Raw genomic sequence first — 21,279 nt, forward strand, 5'->3', positions numbered from 1 at the left:
CCTTTTTTTGTGCCTATTTTTCGGCAGGGCATTGACGATAAAAGTCTTCTTTCATATAATCAAATATTATTCGCCTGCAGGGAATACAACCGCACGGGCTGTGATGACCTCGGTCGGTAATACCCTGAAGGATGCTTATACGACAATGAAGCCGAAAGGGACCGCGATGCGAACCAATGATATTAAAATAAAAGTTACCTTGACCATTTTGGCGCTGTTGGTCGGTTTGGCTATCGGCAGTTGTGGTGACTCGAAAACATCTCTATCGTTTCCGGAAACCCCAGTCAGAACCGTGGTGGACACTTTGCATGGAGTGGAGATAGCCGATGACTACCGTTGGCTCGAGGATGGTAAATCTCCCGAAGTGAAAAAATGGGCCGACGAGCAGGACAAATACTGCCGGCAGCTCCTGGGTGAATATGCCGGGAGAAAGGACTTAGAAGCCTCAATTGAAAAATTGATGAAAATCGGGAGTATGAACAGCCCGGCTGTTTATGGCGGGAAATACTTTTATATGAAGAGAATCGGCGATGAAAACCATGCTATTTTATATATGCGTCGTTCTCCCGAAGGTCCGACTGAAACTGTCCTCGATCCGAATGCTTTCAGCACCGACGGCACCGTCGCGCTGGACTGGTGGTATCCTTCGACCGACGGCGGTCTTATGGCTTACGGGAAATCCGCCGGCGGGACCGAAAACAGCACCCTCTTTCTGATGAATATAGACAGTCGGAAAATGCTTAAGGATACGATCCCTTTTACCGATGCGGCGAGTATCGCCTGGCTGAAGGATAACAGCGGATTTTATTACACGCGCTATCCCGCTCCGGGGACGGTTCCCGAGGGGGATGAAGTCTACTATCGGCGAGTTTATTTTCACAAAATCGGTTCCGATTATTATAGCGACCCGCTGATATTCGGCGAGGGCCGCGACAAAACTGAATGGCTCACGGTTCAGATTTCGCCTGATGACAAGCACCTGATTATCGGCGCTTACATGGGCTGGAGCAAATGCGACCTATTCCTGAAGAATCTTGCCGGCGGGGGCGATTTCATGCAGATTACCGACGGCGAAGAAGCGATACACACGGTATTCCCCCTGAACGACGCCATGTATATTTTCACGAATTATCAGGCACCCCGCTATCGGATTATGAAGGCGGATTATAATCGTCCCAAATTGAAAGAATGGAAGGTGCTTGTTCCCGAAAAGGAATCAATTATGGAAAGCTTTACCATTGCGGCGGGAAATATTGTCGTGATCGGGCTGCAAAATGCCGCCAGCAAGGCATCCATATATGGTCTCGACGGGACCTTCAAGAACGACATCGCTCTTCCGGCCATCGGTTCGATCGATACTTACTACGAGCACAGTCTGGGGGCCGAGCCGGGGGGCAAAGATCTGTTGTTTGCCTACAATTCTTATTTTATACCTCCGTCCATTTATCGATATCAATTCGATACCGGGGAATTGACCGTCTTTGATGAAATAAAAACCGACCTCGATCTGACACAATTCGAGGTGGAGCAGGTCTGGTATCCATCAAAAGACGGCACGAAAGTTTCGATGTTTCTCACTCATCGCAAAGATATCAAACTTGACGGCGGCAATCCGACCCTGGTCTATGGCTACGGCGGTTTTAACAGTAATGAGAAGCCGTACTTTTCACGGACAATGACACTGTTTTTGAGCAAAGGCGGGGTTTACGCACATACTCAGCTTCGGGGCGGCGGCGAGTATGGCGAGGAATGGCATCGGGCCGGGATGCTGGAAAACAAGCAAAACAGTTTTGATGATATGATTGCCGCCTGCGAATGGCTGATTGCGAACAAATATACCAGTTCGCAAAAGCTGATTATCGAGGGCGGCAGTAATGGCGGTCTGCTGGTCGGTGCGGTTCTGGTGCAGAGGCCGGACCTGATGAAGGCGGTTGTCTGCTCTCGGCCGCTGCTGGATATGCTTCGCTACCAGAAGTTCCTGATCGGCAGCCTCTGGGTTCCGGAATATGGCTCGGCTGATGATTCCACACAGTTTGAGTATCTTTATGAATATTCGCCCTATCACCATATCAAAAAGGACGTAAGCTACCCGGCGGTGTTATTGCAAAGCGCCGACAACGACACCCGGGTCGATCCGCTGCATGCCTACAAAATGGCCGCGGCGCTTCAGGCGGCGACGGCTTCAAATGAGCCGATTTTGCTGCGGATCCAGCGCCAGACCGGTCATGGCCAGGGAGCCCCGCAGAGAATTATAATCGAAGAATTGGTGGATGAGTGGAGCTTTGTTTACTGGCAACTGGGGCTGTAGAAGCTGCCTGATTTATAGGATATTATAAAAACTGCCGGGCCGATTCGCCCGGCAGTTTTTTAATGCCTCTTTATATTAAAGCTGACTGCAATAAGGGGTTTCCAACTAAGTCTGAAAAATATATATTACTTCTATGCCGAAGGAATTATCCAGCAGGAAATCGGCGTATATACCGCCGGTCATTTTCTTTGTTATCTCACTTGTTTTTACTTTGCCATATTTGCTGAAATGGGATTTTATCGGGGTCGGCGATTGGGAGCTGTTTACGTTAATGGCGGCGGTGCCACAGCAGACAATTCTGCATTATCACCAATTTCCTTTCTGGAACCCATATATCGGCGGCGGTAATATTCTTTTCCCGCACCCTGAAGTCGGTATTCTCTCACCGTTCTTTCTGCTGATGCTGATTTTCGGAGCGGTTGGTGGCCTCAAGCTGCAGGTTTTGGTGGCGTATTTTCTCGGTTTTTACGGAAGTTATCTTTTTGCACGGAAACTGGGGATATCGGAGGTCGGATCCTACCTGGTATCATTTGTCTATTTCGGGAGTTCGTATTTTGCGCTGCATTTTTCAATAGGACATATACCATTCACCCACTTTTGCTTTTTACCCTGGTTTATATACTTCATTCTGAAAGTCGATGAGAACTGGAAATATATATTTTCGGCGGCGTTGTGTATCGCCCTGATAATCATCGGCAACGGCGCCGCGGTGCCGCTGTTGTACACCTGTTTTTTTGCAGGATTGTTTTTTCTTCTTTATTCCTTTGAAAAAAAGAAGCCGACTTATTTCAAAACATATCTGGGGGCGATTATTATTGGGGTGCTGCTGGCGGCGGTGAAATTTATTCCGATGTATCACTATCTGTCGCAGAATCAGTGGGAAGGGATGGCCGAAGACACCACGCTTTGGGCCATTATCCCCAAAGCTTTCTTTTCATTTAATCAGGAAATATTCCGTCTGGCGGCGCCGGATCAATACTGGGGCTGGCACGAGTACGGCGCCTACATCTCGCCGCTGGTTGTAATTCTGGCCCTGACAGGCCTGTTATTATCTTTCAAGAAATGTCGTATCTGGCTGGTGCTGATGCTGTTCTTTTTTATTTTTGGCCCGGGGCATTTTTCGGACTTTTCACTCTGGGGACTGATGCATCACTTGCCGGGGTTTTCTTCAATCAGGTCCCCGGCCCGCGCTTTTCAATTTGTAATACTGGCCGTGGCGGTAATATCGGCATTCGGTCTGGATGGGGTATTATTGCGGCTGAAGTTATCAATGTTTTCAAAAAAGCTGATGGCCGGGGCGCTGGTTGTTATAATAATTGCCGTCAATTTTTTTGTAAATCTTCCGGCTCTGAAATCCATCGCTTACAAGAAGCCACCCATGGCACAATATAATAATGAATTTCAACAGGTCATCGGCGACAAATTCAAAATCTATGATCTCTTTCTGGAGAATAAAGGTTCCCTGGTGGCGCCATGGCTCTCGGCTTATAAGGACAGCCGCGGGATAGTAGCCGAGAATAATCAAGTTTTTATGGAATATATAACCCGGGGGCAGGCGACTATCAGTCACTGGATATATACTCCCAATCGGGTCGATTATGATATTGCTCCCGCAATCGCCGGCACGATTGTTTTTTCCATCGGTTTTGATGAAGGGTGGTATTCTTCCGATAGTAGGCGCCTATTTGAGACCAATGGGCTTGTCTCGACCGATTTTCTGACATCCGACAGGCATATCACGCTTCGATATCGAACACCATATTTTTATTCTGGTCTGATACTGTCGTTGCTGGCGATTGCCGGATGTCTATTGATCAATTTTAATCGAAATCTTGGAAAACGGTTTAAGGCGATATTTAATTAAGGTCCAGATGGCTTCGAGGCCGTCAATCCATCTGATTTTTTTCCCTTGTTCGAAATTTCTGGGCATGTAGGAAATCGGAATCTCATGTATCGTAATTTCATTTCTTCCCAGTTTGGCCACCACTTCGGGGCAAAATTCGAACTTTCTGCTTTCGAGTTTCATGGCCTTAAGAATATCGGTACGGATCATTTTATAGCAGGTCGATTCATCGGTAATATTCACCCTGAAAAGCAAATTGGCCAGGAATGTCAGTAACTTCCCGCCCCATAGATATCGTTTATAGGATATCCCGGCTCCGGGATTGAGGATTCTGGAACCAAAGACGACCAGGGCTTTTTCCTGTTCGGCCAACCGGGTCATCCGGATAATATCCTCGGGATCATACTCGAGATCGCCGTCCTGGATGACGGTATATCGGCCGGCGGCATGCTTCAGCCCCTCTATGATTCCATCACCCTTGCCGATATTGCGGGATTTTTCTATGATTCTGACATTGTTTCTGTTCTGGAATTGACTGATGACGGCACTGGTGTTATCCGTGGAACCGTTGTTGACAATAATCAACTCCAGATCCAGCTTGAGGCCGAGAACCTTTTCGATAATTTGGGCGGCGGTCGATTCCTCGTTGTAGAGAGGCATTATTACAGAAAGAATCATGGCTCAATATAATGCACAACGACCGAAAGTCAATAACTGATAATACGTTACATGATGGGAATAGGCGCTTGACTTTTCCCGGCGTTTTTAGTATAAAGTAGCTTTAATAAAGACTTTATAACAGGTTGACTGACTTGTTAAGGAGATTTTGTGTTATCGGATAGCAGGCCTCAAAAGCTGTTTTTTTATGCCTGTCTGTTTGCCTTCCTTTATGTCATGGGCGGGATAGTTTTAATAATCGGCGACCCGGCCGGCGCTGAGGACGGCGCCTTTTATACTACGATTGATCCGGACAGTTATATTGTTGGTCCCGGTGATGGTTTCCGTGTCGATTTCTGGGACGCGACGAATCCGCCGATCACTTTCACCGTCACATCCGAAGGCACGGTCTTGTTGAATTCCATCGGCTTGATTGAGGTAAACAATCTCACCTTGACCGAAGCCAAAGAGCGTCTGACCCAACTGCTCCGAAAATATTATTCCGGCGTCGATTTTTCGATAAGTTTGACGGGAGTCCGGCCTGTAAAGATTATGGTGACCGGCGCGGTAAAGAATCCCGGTCTTTATATGGCGAGTGCCTCGGCGCGTGTTTCCGAGGTTATTGAGAAAGCGGGCGGTTTTATCAGGGGCGCATCACAGCGGAATATCACTCTTTTTGGTGCGAACCATGAAAGCAGCGTAGATTTATTTCGTTTTGAGAGAATGGGCGACTTCAATAGTAATCCATATATATATTCCGGCGATAAAATTCATGTGCCATTGGTGACCGATTCGTCGTCATTTGTTCAGATTTCCGGTGAAGTAGTCAAACCGGGTGGATTCGAATTCAAGGAAGGGGATGACCTTGGCGCCCTTGTGAACCTGGCCCTTGGCTTCACAGGTTTGCAGGGAGATTCAATATATGTTTTTAATGGAGTCGAGTCTTCGTCCGACCGACAGGCGGTTGGCATTTCGGATCTGGGACGGCCCATTCTGCCGGGCTCCAAAATCATAGTCAGCCGCATCGACAAGGGTCATTTCAGCAATTATTTTTCAATCACCGGCGAAGTTGTTTTGCCGGGCCGCTACCCGTTTCTTGAAAACCTGACCTTTGATCGGGCCCTGGTGGGGAGCGGCGGCCCGACGGACAAGGCGGATATGTATTCGGCCGTCATATACCGCTGGCAGGAATTCAGCCGGACACCGGATGCGAAGAATTTATTGACAGGTGCTTTCACTAATGGTGTCACATTCGTGGATGACAGAGAGCCGGTCTCCATCGATTTTCGAGAAATCAATCCTGATCGACTGGATCAGGTTTTGATCATGCCCGGTGATTCGATAATAATTCCGGTAAAAACCGAATTGGTATCGGTATATGGTTTGGTCAAGCGCCCCGGTTTGATACGTTATGACGGCCCGGGGACCGCCTCGAAATATATAAAGAAAGCCGGAGGGTTTGCTTCGGGAGCGGACAAAGGGACAATCAAAATTATCCGCAAAACATCGGGGATACAGATAATCAGCGGTCCCGGAATCGAAATTTTTGACGGTGATACCATAATCATTCCGGAAAATAAAGAGAAAAAAAGTGTCTGGGAAAAGGTCAAGGACGGCGCCATGATTCTGGGTGGACTGGGGATCCTGTATTTGGCTGTCGATAACGCCACGGATTAAGGATATGGAAGAAAAAGAATTTAATCTCTGGAAACTGCTTGAAATAGTCGCTCGCAGGATCAGATTCATAATTATCTTTGTTCTCCTGGTGACCATAATTGCGGCCGTTATCTCATTGCTTTTGCCGAAATGGTACCTGGCGACAACTTTGGTCCTGCCGCCCAAAGATGAGGGTCTGAAGCTGGGATGGGGTGGCAGTATCGACAAAATGACTTCCCTGACATCGGGGCTGAGCCTGCCGCTTATGGCGACGCCGACCGATGTCTACGCCCGCATAGTCGGGAGCCGTGCCCTGATCGATCGCGTCATCGAAAAAAATAATCTGGCCGAGTATTACGGTATCGAATCGCGGGGGGACCTTTATACCCGCATCGACCTGGAGTCCGATTACCGGGTTACGCCCGAGGGATTGATGGAGATATCTTTTATGTCCAAAGATCCTGAAATGGCGGCGCAGGTGGCCAACTCCTTCGCCGAGGAACTCGATGGCCTGAATCGGGAGCTGGCGACATCGCGCGCACGGCTGGTTAAAGACTTTATCAAAGACCGTCTGAGTATGGCCGCGGCTGACCTGGAGGCGGCACGGCGGGATCTTCGCGATTTCCAGGATAAAAATATGGCGATCGATCTTGACCGGCAAACCCAGCTGGCGATCGAATCGGCGGTTGGGCTGAAAGTAGATCTGGCCCGCAATGAAATCGAGCTGAGCCTGAAGGAAAAGACGCTTACTTCCAGTCATCCTGATGTCGTTATGCTTCGCCGGCGAATTGAAGAAATTAAAAAGCAGATTAACATGTTGGAATTCGGCGGCAAAGACAGCACTTTTCTTAGTTTGCCCATTTCCGAAGTACCTCAGCTTAAGATCGCCTACGCCGAATTGACCAGCCGGGTGCAGATTGCGGAAACCCTGTTTCGGCTTCTGTCCGAGCAGTATGAGCAGGCCAAGATACAGGAGATGATGAACACGCCGACGATATCTGTCATAGATCGCGCTTACCCACCCGAATTGCCGATTAAACCGCAGAAGCGGATAATCGTTGTTATCGCGTTCATCGTGTCCCTCGTGGCTGCGATTTTTATGGCATTGTTCTTTAACTATCTGGAAAATCTCAAGCTTAAATCACCGGCCGATTATGAACGGGCCAGATATTTTATAAGAGTCATTTTTGGCTGGCTTCCAGGGGTAAAAAAAACCGGTGATACCTGACCCTGAGCGTATAACAGATATGTAAATAAATTGCCCTGGGGGATATCGACATTCTGAAAATGAACCAGTTTAAAAAGAACTTGAGGATATTATGAGCAGTTCTGTAATAGATAAATCGGCTAAGATCGGAGACGGCACCACTTACGGGCATTTCTGTTTTATTGATAAAGATGTGACGATAGGACGCGGCTGTCGAATCGGCAGCAACGTGATTATTCATGGCGGCTCCCGAATCGGTGACAATGTCAGAATCGATGATGGGACCATTATCGGCAAGTTCCCGATGCGGGCGGCCAATTCCGCGGTCACCAAAGATCAGGAGCTACCTCCGACGGCGATTGCCTCGGATTGCATTATCGGCACCAATGTTGTCATTTACAGAGGAGCGGAAATAGGGCGAAAGGTTCTTGTTGCCGACCTGTCGACTGTCCGCGAGAATGTTTCCATCGGTGATTTCACCATTGTCGGGCGCGGTGTGGCGATTGAGAATTTTTGTAAAATCGGCCGTTACTGCAAACTTGAGACCAATGTATATATCACCGCATATTCCGAGCTTGAAGATCGGGTTTTTGTCGCGCCGTGTGCGGCAACCTCGAACGACAATTATGTCGGGCGGACCGAGGAACGTTTCAAGCATTTCAAGGGAGTGATTATAAAAAAGGGCGGGCGCATCGGCGTGAATGCAACTATTCTGCCCGGGAAGACGATAGGAGTTGACGGCTTGATCGCCGCGGGAGCTTTGCTGACTACCGACTGCCCGGACAAAAAAATCATGGCGGGCGTTCCCGCAAAGCAGTTTCGTGACGTACCTGATGAACAGCTTCTGGAAAACCAGGGCTGGGAAGAATAAAGGAGTTGGTTATGGCGGTTCCATTGCTGGATTTGAAACGTCAGTATATAAAAATAAAGGATCGCATAGATCAGGCTGTTCTGGATGTTTTTGACAAGGGTTATTTTATTCTGGGCCCGCCGGTCGATAAGCTTGAAAAGCGAATCGCGGAGCTTTGCCGGGTGAAATATGGTATTGGCGTCGCATCGGGCACCGATGCGTTGCTGGTTTCGCTGCGCGCGGCGGGAGTCGGCCCGGGTGATGAAGTAATAACTTCGGATTACTCCTTTTTTGCATCAGCCAGCGTAATCAGCAGGGCCGGTGCCGTTCCGGTGTTTGTTGATGTCGAAAAGGATACTTACAACATTGACCCATCAAAAATAGAGAAGGCCATAACTTGCAGAACAAAGGCCATAATTCCGGTGCACCTGTTCGGCCAGGTGGCCGATATGGACCCGATTATGAAAATTGCACGGAAACATAAGCTGGTTGTTATCGAGGATGCGGCGCAGGCAATCGGGGCCGAATACAAGGGTAATCCGGCGGGGTCGATTGGCGATTTTGGGTGTTTTTCGTTTTATCCTTCTAAAAATCTGGGCGCGGCCGGTGACGGCGGCATGATTGTGACGAAAACCGAGGCCAACCGCGATATGGCCAAAATGTACCGGTTACATGGCTGGAAAGTGAAATATCGGCCGGAAGTTATCGGATATAATTCGCGGCTGGACAGCCTGCAGGCGGCGGTGCTTGATGTCAAACTGGATTATCTGCGGGAATGGTCGGAAGCAAGAATTGCCAATGCCAAAAAATATGACGCCGCTTTTGCCGGAACCACGATAAAAATTCCGGTGGTGAGGGATTTCTCATATCATATTTATAACCAGTACACGATTGCTGTGGAAAATCGTGAGGACCTGCTGAAAGCACTGACCGAAAAACAAATCGGCCATGATATTTATTATCCGGTGCCGTTTCATTTGCTGGCCTGTTACAAGGATCTTCCTTATAAAAAGGGTGATTTCCCCATCAGCGAATGGGCGGCCGATCATGTCGTCTCGATTCCGATCTATCCCGAATTGACGGCCAAGGAACAGGAAGAGGTCATCGAGGTTGTGAAATCGGCATCGGCATAGATATAATGAAAGCAGAAACGGCCCGCTATTCATCGGGCCGTTTATAATTAATATGTCTCAAAAAAAGAAACTGATTGTCTCCATTGTCGGCGCCCGACCACAATTTATAAAGCTGGCCCCGCTGGCTCCGGCAATATCAAAAAAATTCGATCACGTCATTGTCCATTCCGGTCAGCATTATGATAAGATGATGTCGGAAGTGTTTTTCCGACAGCTCGAAATACCGGAGGCCGACTATAATCTGGCGGTCGGATCGGGCGGTCATGGGGCGATGACCGGCCGTATTATGAGCCGCTTCGAAGCACTATTGCTGAAACTCCGACCGGATATGGTGCTGGTTTACGGTGATACGAACAGCACTCTGGCCGGGGCACTGACGGCGGCGAAACTGCAAATTCCGGTCGGGCATATCGAGGCCGGGTTGCGGTCGTTCAGGATGGATATGCCGGAAGAGATCAACCGCCGCCTGACCGATCATGTTGCCCGCATTTTGTTTTGTCCCACCCGGCAGGCTATCGTCAACCTGAGAAAAGAGGGGATTGGAAAAGGTGTCGTCCATTCGGGCGACCTGATGTACGAATTAATTGATCTTTCCCGAAAAAAAATTTCCGGTAACATCGGGATCCTGACGCAATTACAGCTTGAGAAATATAGTTATATGCTGATGACAATGCACCGGGCAGGCAATGTCGATTCTGGCGAAACGATGCAGAAAATAGTGAATATTTTGTCGGAGCTGAATTCGATAGTCATCTTTCCGATACACCCCAGAACCAGAAAAAATCTAAAGCGATTCGGGCTCTTCAGGGCGATGAAATCGCTGCCCCATATTAAGCTGATCGAGCCGGTATCTTATCTGGATAACCTCAGTCTGCAAAATTACGCTAAAGCGGTTCTGACCGACTCAGGAGGGATTCAAAAGGAGGCGGTGGCCTTGGGAACGCCTTGCTTCACGCTCCGTGATGAGACCGAATGGACAGAGACTCTGAGCCGTGGCAACCATCTGGTGGGGCTGTCCTCCCGCAAGATTGTCCAGGGCCTGAAGAATGTTCATCGACCCCGGGGAAAGACTTCATGCAAAATTCGCGGTAAAAAGCCATCAGAAATAATAATTTCCAGTATATCGAGATTTTTCAGGGAAAATTAATTTGTCTGGCACCGTCAGCATAAAGCAGGCGATTCTCGGAGTATCGGGGATTGTGCTGATCTCAAAACTGTTGGGATTCATTCGGGAAATGGTTATTGCCGAACGTTTTGGGACATCACTGGAGTATGATGTTTTTTTGATCGCCATCGCCGCGCCCATTTTCTTCAATGTCGTGATAGTCCGCTCGACCAACTTTTTACTGGTCCCGTTTCTCTCCAAAAAAATAGACAAAACCATTAATGCCGACTCCGATCGGGAAATCTGGAGCGTAATCAACTCGCTATTGGCTGTAGTGCTGTTTCTGATTTTAATCATTATCCTGGCGGCGCCGTATCTGGTCAAGCTGATCGGGCCGAATCTGGAGGGCGAGACGCTGTCAAAAGGCATTTTTTATTGCCGGGCGATTTCAATCCTGGTCTTCTTTGGTTTTGCCGAGTCATTGCTGCGTTCGGCCCTGAATGTCAGGAAATCATTTGTTTATCCGGCGCTCGGGACGATTGTGCTCAATATTGTCGCTATCTCGACCATATATTTGTTTTCGGGGGGGATGTCCGTTACGGCAATATTGCTGGGACTTATTCTGGGATATTTTCTTCAGGTCACTTTTCTTTATCTCAAAGTTAAAAACATCGGCGCCCTCGGAAATTTCCATCTAAAGTTATTCGGCCCTGAAGCAATCCGGATTTTTTCGGTCGGCGGAGTGATCGTTGCGGTGGAACTGCTGGTCAGCACTTATTTCCTGATTGACCGCTATTTTGCCTCCGGGCTTCAGGAAGGCGTTGTCTCGGCGCTGAATTATTGCAGCCTGCTGGTGATGCTTCCGGTAAGTATCGTCGGATTCGCGATTGCTTCGGTGACATTCCCATATCTGAGCGAAAATGCCCATGAGAGCGGGAAGTCGCAATTCGGCAGGATGCTTCATTCCGCCTTATCATTGGCGCTGGTAATCGGCCTGCCATGCGGCCTGTTTTATCTGATTTTCCCTCGGGAGTTGACGGCGGCGGTTTTTTTCCGCGGCGCCTTCGATTTATATTCTCTTGAGATAACCTCAAAAATATTGATAATGCTGGCGCCGTATCTGGTATGTCTGTTTCTTTATACAATTTTGATTCAGGCCTGCTATTCATCGGGCCGCCAGAGGGCCGTATTTTATATCGCTGTTGTTTCCATAATTATGAAGGGTCTTTTAACCTGGTTACTTAAAGGGTTGATGGGTTATCCCGGGATCGGACTGGCGACGTCAATCGTCCAGTTATTCATGGTCGTGATGCTGGTATGGCTCCTTCATTATGATGGCAGATTGACGGAGATCAAAAGTCTGATGCCGACCATTGCCAGGGTAGTAGTTGCCTCCGTGCCATTACTGGCCACCGGCTATTTTTTCGGTAAATTGCCTGATTTTACGATGGATATGGAAATTCTCTCAAGGCTGCGGGTTATTCCGGCCGGTTTGATTTCTATCCTTGGATTTGTTATTATTGGTTATCTGGTTAAAATAGAAACAATCAGAGAAACAGTCAATAAAGTAATTGGAAGAGCATAATGCAGAGCGCGACACATAGCCAGGAACTATCTTCAGCATCATGGGGAAGATTTTCAATCTGGTCAGCGGCGTTTCTGCTCCTGGCCTCCATTCCGGCCGTGTGGCTTTTGATGGGCGGCCGGACGATTATGGCGGCTGCTTATATGCTGGTGCCGGCGGCCGTCTTTTTTATTTCATCACCCCGCTATAGTTTCTATCTGTTTATGGCTTTGAATTTTGTATATGCGCCTTATTACCTGACCGGCCTGGCGATCCATCCGTGGGATATTGCCGCCCTTCTGTTTGCCGCCGCGGCATTGGTTTCGTGGCTGCTGAAATACTCGCCCATGGTTGATAAAACCAGCCTGGATTATAATCTTCTCTTTCTGATTCTGGCCACCGCCTTTTCGGCAGTCTTTGCCTATAAGCCGGCTCTTTCGGTTATCCCGACGGTCAGAATCATACTTCTGTTTGTCATTTTCAGGGCCATTTATTATTTGTCCGGGAAAGTGTCGCCATCAAAGATATTTCGGTTTTTCATTCATGCATATACTCTTGTCTCGTTATATAACTGCCTGATATTCTTTTTTCATGGCGGGGCGATGAGAATCTTCGGTTTTTCCGGCATTGCCTTTGAGACTTTTTGCATGGTTGGTGTGCCGGTTTCCCTCGCTTATGCCATCTGGCATCCGCGAAGTTCGGGCCGGGCGTATTATTCAATTGTTTTTCTGATAAATCTAATGGGTGCCGTTGCGACCGGATCGCGCGGGCCGCTGTTGACGATCGCAATTGCCATCCCGGTTCTGCTGTTGGTCTCATATCTAAAAGCCCGCAGAACCGGATGCAATTATGCCCGGAAGTATGTGCGCGGTTTTGTAATGATTCTTATCCCGGTCCTGCTGGTCATTATGGCCGGTTCCGGCTATTTCCTTATGGTTGGTGAAAGATTCGAAGAACTTGGCGCGGAACAGCCCAAAGGAACGATTCTTCTGCGCCTGTCCCTGTGGAAAGCGGCGATTGAAAGCTTTTTACTGGATCCTGTTTCGGGAATCGGTGTCGGGAATTTTCGTGTCATTGATGATTTGCTGGTGCATCTGAAATTTGATGCGGTGCGTTATTATTTGATCGGCTTGTCATTTCATAATGTTTTCCTCCAGTACCTGGCCGAAACCGGACTGCCGGGGGCGCTGGCGATCCTGCTTCTGGGCTGGAATGTCCTGAGGATAGGGCGGCGAGTATTACGATTCAATGAAACAAGTGAAGAGTTGCCATTGGCGGCGGCCTTATTCATAAGCGCGTTTATTTTCTTTATAACCATTTTTTATATGCGGGCCTGGACCTGGGGCCAGGAGGGGTATGTTCTGGCACTGATTATGGCGCTTCTGGCCCGCGTATATCGGCCGATTCAAATGACGGCCGGCCAAAAGTAATGTCTCATAAAATTGTCATACTGGGCTATTCCGGTTCGGTGCATGTAATCCGCTGGGCACAGGGATTGGCCGGACTGGGTTTTGACATCACCGTCATATCGCTTGGCGGCGATAAAATCGACGGGGTCGAGACAATTATTCTGTCGGCCGGCCCGAATCGTAATCTGGGCTATATTCTTCAGTCGCGCCGTGTCAGGGATATCATCCACAGCATTAAACCCGATTTGCTTCATGCTCACTATGCCACCGGTTTCGGACTCTGGGGCAGGCAATCGAAGTTCCACCCCTTCGTTATTTCGGTCTGGGGCGCCGATGTAATTGATTTTCCGAGAACCTGGCTTAAGAAAAAACTGCTGGGCAGCATACTTCATTCAGCCGACTGCATCACCTCGACAAGTCATTTCCTGAAGCAAAAGACCGTTCAGTTATTTGGTGATCTTGCCGAACGGATCAGGATAATACCATTCGGCGTTGAAATTCCCGATGTATTAAAACAGGTCCGCCGTGATGAGTGTACCCGCTTGGTTTTTATTAAGGCACATCGCAAAAAATACGGCCCCGATATTCTGATTGAGGCCGTGAATGAAGCCGTGAAATCCGGTCTTAAACTGCACCTGACCATGGCCGGAGAAGGGGAAATGACACCTCTGTTGAAGGAACAGGTGAAGCGTTTGAAACTGGATGATATTGTGACCTTTGCCGGTTTCATTGAAAATCGGCGTATGCCTGAATTTTTGGTCGGGCATGACATCATGGTGATGCCATCGACAATGGATTCGGAATCATTCGGGGTGGCGGTTCTGGAGGCCTCCGCGGCCGGACTTCCGGTTATTGCCAGCAGGATCGGCGGTGTTCCCGAGGTTCTTAAAGACAACGCGACCGGATTACTGGTGCCGCCGCGTGATGTTCATAGTTTGACCGAGGCAATTATAAAGCTCGCCGGAAATGCCGAAATACAGAAAAGTATGGGACTGGCCGGAAGGAAATTCGTCGAAGAGAATTATCTCTGGGGCGCTTGTTTGAATATGATGAGTCAATTGTATGAAGATATAATGGCCGGAAGGAGTGACGTTTGAAAGTGCCGTTTTTCAGGCTTTCCTTTGCGAATGAAGAAAAAAAGGAAGTCCGCGATGTTCTCGAATCCGGCTGGGTGACATCCGGCCCGAAGGTAAAGTTGCTGGAAAAACAGGTCATCGGTCTGACCGGGGCCCGTTATGCGGCCGCTGTTTCATCGGCCACGGCCGGGTTGCATCTGGCGCTGACAGGGCTTGATATCGGTCCGGGTGATGAAGTTATTACGACGCCGTACACTATGGCCGCGACAGTCGAAGCCATACTATATACCGGGGCGCAGCCGGTTTTGGCCGATATCGATCCGGTCAGTCTGAATATCGATCCGGTCGCAGTGGAAAGGAATATCACCAAAAGGACAAGGGCAATCTTGTCGGTTGATATCGCCGGGTGTGCCTGCGATTACCGGGCCTTGAGGCAATTGGCGCGAAAATATAAAATTCACCTCATAGATGATGCCGCGCATTCATTCGGAGGAAAGTACGAGGGCCGGATGATCGGTTCCATTGTCGATGCCACCGTCTTTTCCTTCTATTCCACAAAAAATATTACCACCGGCGAAGGCGGCATGGTTGCCGCAAATAACAAAAAACTGATTGATCGGGTAAGGCATTTGTCGCTGCATGGAATGACGTCATCCGGGTGGAAAAGGTACCGGGGAGGAAGCTGGCGGTATGATATAACCGACCTGGGTTATAAATACAATCTGTCTGATCTTGCGGCAGCGCTCGGCGTCGGGCAGATAAAAAGGTTTGCGAAATTGCAGAAAAAGCGCCGGCTTCTGGCCAAAAGATATTTTGATAATCTTAAAGGTTTGAAAGATTATATTGAACTTCCTTTTTATCATGAATTCAATGAACATACCTGGCATTTATACATAATTAAAATCAATTCGGACAGGTGGAAAATCGGGCGTAATCGTCTCATTGAAGAGCTGGAAAAGGCGGGGGTTGGCTGCGGCGTGCATTTTATTCCGATTTACCGGCTGTCTTATTTTGGAAAAAGATTAGAGTACACCAAATCCGACCTGCCACATTGTGAAAGCGCCTACCAGCGTGTCATATCATTACCCTTTTATCCCGACCTCGAAATGCGGGAAGTGGATTATGTCTGCGGCATGCTGAAAAAAATGACGGAAAAATTCGGCCGTTAAAAGTGGAAAAATAGTAAAGCCGCTTCCGGGGTGGAAGCGGCTTTTTTTGTAAAGGATGTAGATGGTTATTTCATAAGCATCATCTTTTTGGATTCGACAAAATCGCCGGCCCTCATGTTATACAGGTAAATACCGGAAGCCACCCGACTTCCGCCGGCATCATGGCCGTTCCAGATTACCTCGTAACGTCCGGGCGCCTTCTCTTCATCGACCAGCGTGGTTATGCTCTGGCCAAGAATATTAAATACTTCGATAGTTACATGAGTCGCAACCGGAACATCGTAGGCTATAACTGTCCGCGGGTTGAACGGGTTGGGCCGGTTGGGATACAGGGCAAAATTGTTCGGCAGGATTCCATTACCGGGCGTTTCGAATTCGTCCACGATTCGACTCATGCCGCCGCCGCCGCTACCGCACTGTATTGGTATAGTCGCGCCGCATCCGCCGGAAGTGTTGTTGCACTTGCCACCAACGCCATTGGCACTATATGCAACATAATGCGAGTTTGATGTGTTATCTTCAATATAGCCGTCACTTAAAGTAGGGGTCATGCCATATGATTTGTTGTACATGCAACTCGGCATGCCGTACCAGATTGTCGCCAGCTTGGTATAGCTGTCACCATTGGCGCCCTCATTGAATGAGCTGTTCGTCGATGATATCTCATATACACTTGATGATATTCTATGAGCGGTAACGCCAGATTCGCATATAACGCATTTGATGCACCAGCTATTATTAGCAGTGACTTCTACATAAAATGTATCGACCGTAATGTTATTGCGGAGTCTTAAATCATGCGAAACAAAAACCGACTGGGAGGAGCCTGAGGTGGTAGAGAATTCACCCATCAGCACCTCTGCCTGGCCACAAGTAAAGGTCAGCCCGTCACCATATTCAGTGGGGACATTCCCGGTAACATCGACAATCTGGCTCTCATATGTGGAGGCCTCATCGATGGGGCAGAGGTCGACATATCGATTGGCGTAGTTCGGTGAAAAACCGTCATTATCCCACTCCACCGTGACCAGGCCCAGACTGTCATATTCGCCTTCTGTGCAATCAAGGGTGGCTGAATTATATTGACTGATTGCCAAATAACTATAGTCAACAGAGGCTTCGGTAAAGGTAAATCCGTTATATGGAGTGTTAAAATCGGCCGTGCCCCAGTCATCGGTAAGATCGAAGACGGCTTCAATCCGATCGCTGGCTCCTCCTGAAGCAAAGTTGGCCTCAAGCTTCACGGCTGCAGTCGCCTCATCATCGGACAGGGAGAGATACTTATCGCAATCCTCACAATCGAAGTCGACCTTGATATCGGCGGTATAATCATCCATGGCAATCGTGCCATCTTCATAATTCCATGCCTCTGTCAGGCTTGAACAGTAATAATACATGCCGTCGCTGAAATATACGTAAGTCTTAGAACTGTCATCGACGAAGTCCAGAACAGTTCCATTTGCCACTCCGTCCCATGGTGGATTGGCAATGACGTCGAATTGAAGAGAATAAAGCGTATCTCCATAACCGGGGTAAGTATCGAAGTTGCGGGCATTATAGGTATCAAAGGAGGCATTTAGCAGAACTCGCAAAGAGTCATTCGACTCGGCGCAATAGGAGTACATATACCAGATATCCGGTTCATATATAGTCCAAGATCCGGAAACATAATCCAGTTTTTCGTCATCATAAGTAATTAAATGGGTTGTTGCTCGAGTGCGGAAGTTATTATCGCATAATACATAAACGGTGATTCTGTCACCGAGGACGCCACAGGTATAGGTCGCATCGTTGATGATGTAATCTGCGTAATAGTTCGTCACGGACAGAGTCCCATTATCAAGATTCTCTGCATAGTACCAAGTGGGGCCGCCATCGTCAACCTGCATACCATTAGTACCGGCATCGAGTACAAGATCGGTCGTAAAATATTCGCTCTTGCAGGCCGTTAACTGAAATCTCAGCGTAATATATGTAGTGGCCGCCTCCTGCGGAAATTCGCTCGGACTGTTGTCCACAAACTCCAGTTCCACTTTGTCATAGTCGTTGTTGGGGGTGTTGGGGTAAACGGTTATGGTTACGGTACCATCCCAATTCTGCAGAGTGTAGTCTTCTTCCAGGAAGTCGACGTTATCATTGTCATAAAAGAAATATCCCTTTATGCTCTTAATCTCGTCTGCTGGCGCCGTTCCTGTCTCCCACCACATCTGAAAATCTACTTCGGCAATGGTATTGTCGTTTACATCGGTAGTGGTCTTAATTTGCGCCGATGCATCGGTTAATTTGCAGCTTAGGTTTGGATTTGTTTCCATTACTTCCGCCGAAACCACGGAAACGATGAATATTAAAAATAAAAATGTAAGTAATGGACTAAGCAGTGATTTATAAGATGAAGTCATACTTTCCTCCATGAAAATATATTTAAAGTTAGTGTCAGAATAAAAGGCTTGTCTATTTTGGTATTTGGGGGGAGGACGGGCGCGTTCCTGCATAGTTATAGTACCGCATTGATACACGATCAATGTACCTCAACTGTACTGTGCTTTACCAGCGGGGGAAACGTAATTACACAGTAAAGTGCATTAGCGTTAAGCAGTGTTTCTGTCTTGATGTCGTATCACGGTGTCGTAGCTAAAACGAATGTAAATATTGTACTACCCTTTGTCAAGCGAAAAATACAAAATATGGGCATTATATTGCGATATTGTGTACTTAAGCTTTTCGACTCTCATTAAAAAACCGCCCTTTGAACGAGGGCGGCTTTTTTAAATATTATTCGATGAGCTATTTCATCAGCATCATCTTATGGGTTTCGACATAGTCAGCGGCACGCAGACTGTAGAGATAGATGCCCGAGGCCAGTTTTGAGCCGTAGTCGTCGGTGCCGGTCCAGACAGTTTCATAATGGCCGGGAGCCTTAACCTCATCAACCAAAGTGGCCACCTTCTGACCGAGGATGTTGATAATATCAAGAGTGACATGAGTGGCTTCGGGGATGTCATAGGCAATTACGGTTTGCGGGTTGAAAGGATTGGGAGAGTTGGAATAGAGACAGAACCGGGTCGGCATCGTTTCCGACGGCGATTTGTAGTCATAAGGATTATCGGGATCGCTGTCGGCGAAAATATTGACTAATGAACATTTGCCGCGAACATTGGCCGGATCCACATCGACGTAATGCGAATGCGCCGGAGCGGCATCATCATAAATTGATGCATTGGTGAAGTTGACATGTCCGTATTCATAATAATAGGTGGGGGGTTCGCCGGGCGATGAATCGCCTACTTTATTGATGCCGTTGCAGTAAGTGCGATATTTGATAGTGGCTATCTTGACATTGTTATCGCCGGTAGCCTCCAGGAATGTCCCGGGGCCATCATAATATATCGTGGCTGTTTTAAGACCATACGTGTAGGAAACGCCCGGCAGCTCGGCCACGACACCGGTAATCTTGCAGTCGTCATTCTGAAGGAGATTGACGGTTACCGAAAACTGACCGATGTCGAAATTGGCGGCTATATAAAGAGGCTGATCGATAGTATTGTCACCATCGTAGGAGAATGGCGAATAAAAACGGCCCATTTGGAATTCGGCTTCGACCGATTCATAAGTAACTTCGTCCTGCGTTGCTTCAGCCTTGGCAAACCCTGTCGTATCTTCCATTTCAGTAAACCAGGTGAGATATTGGTCGACATAGCTGTCCTTGAAGTCAATAGTTACTGTCCGACTCTCATACTCGGGGACAAACACGCCATCATCCACGTCGCAGGTGAGTGTAAGAAGGTGGACGAAATCTTCGGTGGGGGACATGTAGTTCACGGTTCTGTTGGCATCATAAACCTGGTAAGTGAAATAGGATTTATCCCCGTTGGTATGGAAAGCACCGTCAAAGGTCAGCGGATCGACCTGGTCATCACCGGCCACGTCGGGATATTCGAAAATATCCGGCCAGGTGTAAACAATCGAAATGGCGCCGTTATTGTTAAGATTGGAATAATCACCGGCCGGGAAATTGTTTTTCATCAGAATATCAAATGTCACCGGCTCGTCTTTGATAATGTAATTGGTGTGGAGTTGAGATTTCAGGCCGGCGGTATAATGCGGAATCTGAACGCCGCCGTCTTCATAGGTTCCCACTTCGAATAGTTCCTGACAAAATCCAAATGGGTAGACTAATGAATTGACATCATCAAAATTAACATAATTGAATGAATTGTCGCTCTGGCCGGGGATGAGATTGAAATAGAAGGCATAATACCAATCTTCGGTTTCGTTCGGGGGCGTAAAGTAGGTCCATGGATAATCAAATAGAAATTGGAAATGAATGGTATTTCCGTTGACTGTGGGCGTGCAATATCCAGGTGTGCAACCATACATGGTTGGGAAAATCACCGGATTCATGTCGTACCCGGAGTATGTCAGATTGTCGCTGTCGAAAGTGAAATAGTGGTTGAAACCGACCATGTTGAAGTTATGGGTGGCCTTGATTTCAACCCGGACAAGGTTATCGCCCAGAAGGGCCGTTTTTGTTTCAACGCCGAAATCCGCCTGGTAATCAGCAATAGTAACGGTGCCGCCATCATAGGTACCCGGCGCCCAGGGAGTCGTGGCGCCGTTATAGGTCTCAACATAGCAGTAATCGCTGTTTTCCACGAAATCGACGGCGTGCGCGCTTAACTCGGGCTGGCAGTACGCCTGGAATCTAAACGCTACGTAAGAAACCGGAGCGACCGGAATTGGAATCCCCGATGCCCCAAAGAGCTCGACGGCGATAACACCATTGGCCGGACTATGGGCGGCCAGGTAGTTTATCTGCCAGGACGTTTCATGAATAGCCCCATAATATATCAATTCCGCAGGATTGAAATTAAGACGGACGACTATTTTTGTAACCTCTCCAGTCGGCAAAGGATCAACAAAACCTGTACCGTCGTCAAAGTAAAAGCTGAACGGCACGGTGACTTCTTGAGTTGGCCCGGTGCCGGTGCTGAAGAGCTCATCGGGATCACCCAAAATAAAATTCAGACGATCATTGCCGATCGCCATAGTGCCCGCCGAAGCAAAGCTGCCAAGAAGTAACAATATAAAACCGGTAATTAAAATGATGGGACCTTTTATCTTTATTGCAGTCATTTTCTCCTCCATGAATGTCAATCAAAGTTTCTAGTGTAAGTCAGCAAGCCGACATTTAGGATTTTTACATGTTGATTGGCGGCGGCGGCCGGATATGAAAAACAATATGCATAAGAAAATGCATGGAGAAATTCCTCAAATTTTGATCTGATGCGGCAAGGAAGATGCT

The 21,279-nt window shown here is 48.0% G+C and carries 14 protein-coding genes; 11 read left to right on the forward strand and 3 right to left on the reverse strand.

Features of this window, described 5'->3' with window-relative positions; translation table 11 throughout:
- Positions 1 to 103: 103 nt before the first annotated feature.
- Both CVT49_05250 and CVT49_05255 read left to right on the forward strand, forming a co-directional pair.
- Positions 104 to 2,308, forward strand: a complete 2,205-nt coding sequence (locus CVT49_05250) for a S9 family peptidase (protein ID PKK84034.1) — start codon at positions 104 to 106, stop codon at positions 2,306 to 2,308.
- Positions 2,309 to 2,441: 133 nt separating this feature from the next.
- Positions 2,442 to 4,172, forward strand: coding sequence for a hypothetical protein (locus CVT49_05255; GenBank protein PKK84035.1), 1,731 nt, complete (start codon positions 2,442 to 2,444; stop codon positions 4,170 to 4,172).
- Here the strand turns inward: CVT49_05255 and CVT49_05260 are convergent.
- The gene (locus CVT49_05260; protein ID PKK84036.1) at positions 4,116 to 4,829 is read right to left on the reverse strand and encodes a glycosyl transferase; all 714 of its coding nucleotides are present in this window, start codon (positions 4,827 to 4,829) and stop codon (positions 4,116 to 4,118) included. The two genes, CVT49_05255 and CVT49_05260, sit on opposite strands and share 57 nt — an antisense overlap.
- 150 nt (positions 4,830 to 4,979) lie before the next feature.
- Here CVT49_05260 and CVT49_05265 point away from each other — a divergent pair, with 150 nt between their 5' ends.
- The 9 genes from CVT49_05265 to CVT49_05305 all read left to right on the forward strand — a co-directional run bounded on the left by CVT49_05265 (position 4,980) and on the right by CVT49_05305 (position 15,977).
- Entirely contained in the window at positions 4,980 to 6,485 is a 1,506-nt protein-coding gene (locus CVT49_05265) for a hypothetical protein (GenBank protein PKK84037.1), read from the forward strand.
- Positions 6,486 to 6,489: 4 nt separating this feature from the next.
- Entirely contained in the window at positions 6,490 to 7,692 is a 1,203-nt protein-coding gene (locus tag CVT49_05270) for a hypothetical protein (protein ID PKK84038.1), read from the forward strand.
- A gap of 91 nt (positions 7,693 to 7,783) precedes the next feature.
- Positions 7,784 to 8,542: a UDP-3-O-(3-hydroxymyristoyl)glucosamine N-acyltransferase gene (locus CVT49_05275; GenBank protein ID PKK84039.1), complete on the forward strand. Its 759-nt coding sequence runs from the start codon at positions 7,784 to 7,786 to the stop codon at positions 8,540 to 8,542.
- Positions 8,543 to 8,553: 11 nt separating this feature from the next.
- Entirely contained in the window at positions 8,554 to 9,654 is a 1,101-nt protein-coding gene (locus tag CVT49_05280) for a transcriptional regulator (GenBank protein ID PKK84040.1), read from the forward strand.
- 52 nt (positions 9,655 to 9,706) lie between these two features.
- A complete protein-coding gene (locus tag CVT49_05285; GenBank protein PKK84041.1) occupies positions 9,707 to 10,801 on the forward strand; it encodes a UDP-N-acetylglucosamine 2-epimerase (non-hydrolyzing) in 1,095 nt (364 codons plus the stop codon).
- 1 nt (position 10,802) lies between these two features.
- Positions 10,803 to 12,344: a hypothetical protein gene (locus CVT49_05290; GenBank protein PKK84042.1), complete on the forward strand. Its 1,542-nt coding sequence runs from the start codon at positions 10,803 to 10,805 to the stop codon at positions 12,342 to 12,344.
- Positions 12,344 to 13,753 carry a hypothetical protein gene (locus tag CVT49_05295; protein ID PKK84043.1) on the forward strand — a complete coding sequence of 470 codons (1,410 nt, stop codon included), beginning with the start codon at positions 12,344 to 12,346 and terminating at the stop codon, positions 13,751 to 13,753. The genes CVT49_05290 and CVT49_05295 overlap by 1 nt, the downstream gene beginning before the upstream one ends.
- The gene (locus tag CVT49_05300) at positions 13,753 to 14,829 is read left to right on the forward strand and encodes a hypothetical protein (GenBank protein PKK84044.1); all 1,077 of its coding nucleotides are present in this window, start codon (positions 13,753 to 13,755) and stop codon (positions 14,827 to 14,829) included. The genes CVT49_05295 and CVT49_05300 overlap by 1 nt, the downstream gene beginning before the upstream one ends.
- Positions 14,826 to 15,977 (forward strand): UDP-4-amino-4,6-dideoxy-N-acetyl-beta-L-altrosamine transaminase, encoded by a 1,152-nt coding sequence (locus CVT49_05305; GenBank protein PKK84045.1) that lies wholly within the window; start codon positions 14,826 to 14,828, stop codon positions 15,975 to 15,977. Before CVT49_05300 ends, CVT49_05305 begins: the two co-directional genes overlap by 4 nt.
- 65 nt (positions 15,978 to 16,042) lie before the next feature.
- On the opposite strand, the gene CVT49_05310 is transcribed toward CVT49_05305, so the two are convergent.
- Entirely contained in the window at positions 16,043 to 18,376 is a 2,334-nt protein-coding gene (locus tag CVT49_05310) for a hypothetical protein (protein PKK84046.1), read from the reverse strand.
- A gap of 385 nt (positions 18,377 to 18,761) precedes the next feature.
- A complete protein-coding gene (locus tag CVT49_05315; GenBank protein ID PKK84047.1) occupies positions 18,762 to 21,110 on the reverse strand; it encodes a hypothetical protein in 2,349 nt (782 codons plus the stop codon).
- Between the last annotated feature and the right edge of the window lie 169 nt (positions 21,111 to 21,279).

The sequence above is a fragment of the candidate division Zixibacteria bacterium HGW-Zixibacteria-1 genome (assembly GCA_002838945.1).
Taxonomy (GTDB): Bacteria; Zixibacteria; MSB-5A5; order GN15; family PGXB01; genus PGXB01.

What these genes read in the sequence shown, in the direction of transcription:
- CVT49_05250 (PKK84034.1), top strand. Translation starts at nt 104, where the DNA reads ATGACCTCGGTCGGTAATACCCTGAAGGATGCTTATACGACAATGAAG.
- CVT49_05255 (PKK84035.1), top strand. Translation starts at nt 2,442, where the DNA reads ATGCCGAAGGAATTATCCAGCAGGAAATCGGCGTATATACCGCCGGTC.
- CVT49_05260 (PKK84036.1), bottom strand. Translation starts at nt 4,829, where the DNA reads ATGATTCTTTCTGTAATAATGCCTCTCTACAACGAGGAATCGACCGCC.
- CVT49_05270 (PKK84038.1), top strand. Translation starts at nt 6,490, where the DNA reads ATGGAAGAAAAAGAATTTAATCTCTGGAAACTGCTTGAAATAGTCGCT.
- CVT49_05275 (PKK84039.1), top strand. Translation starts at nt 7,784, where the DNA reads ATGAGCAGTTCTGTAATAGATAAATCGGCTAAGATCGGAGACGGCACC.
- CVT49_05280 (PKK84040.1), top strand. Translation starts at nt 8,554, where the DNA reads ATGGCGGTTCCATTGCTGGATTTGAAACGTCAGTATATAAAAATAAAG.
- CVT49_05285 (PKK84041.1), top strand. Translation starts at nt 9,707, where the DNA reads ATGTCTCAAAAAAAGAAACTGATTGTCTCCATTGTCGGCGCCCGACCA.
- CVT49_05295 (PKK84043.1), top strand. Translation starts at nt 12,344, where the DNA reads ATGCAGAGCGCGACACATAGCCAGGAACTATCTTCAGCATCATGGGGA.
- CVT49_05300 (PKK84044.1), top strand. Translation starts at nt 13,753, where the DNA reads ATGTCTCATAAAATTGTCATACTGGGCTATTCCGGTTCGGTGCATGTA.
- CVT49_05310 (PKK84046.1), bottom strand. Translation starts at nt 18,376, where the DNA reads ATGACTTCATCTTATAAATCACTGCTTAGTCCATTACTTACATTTTTA.
- CVT49_05315 (PKK84047.1), bottom strand. Translation starts at nt 21,110, where the DNA reads ATGACTGCAATAAAGATAAAAGGTCCCATCATTTTAATTACCGGTTTT.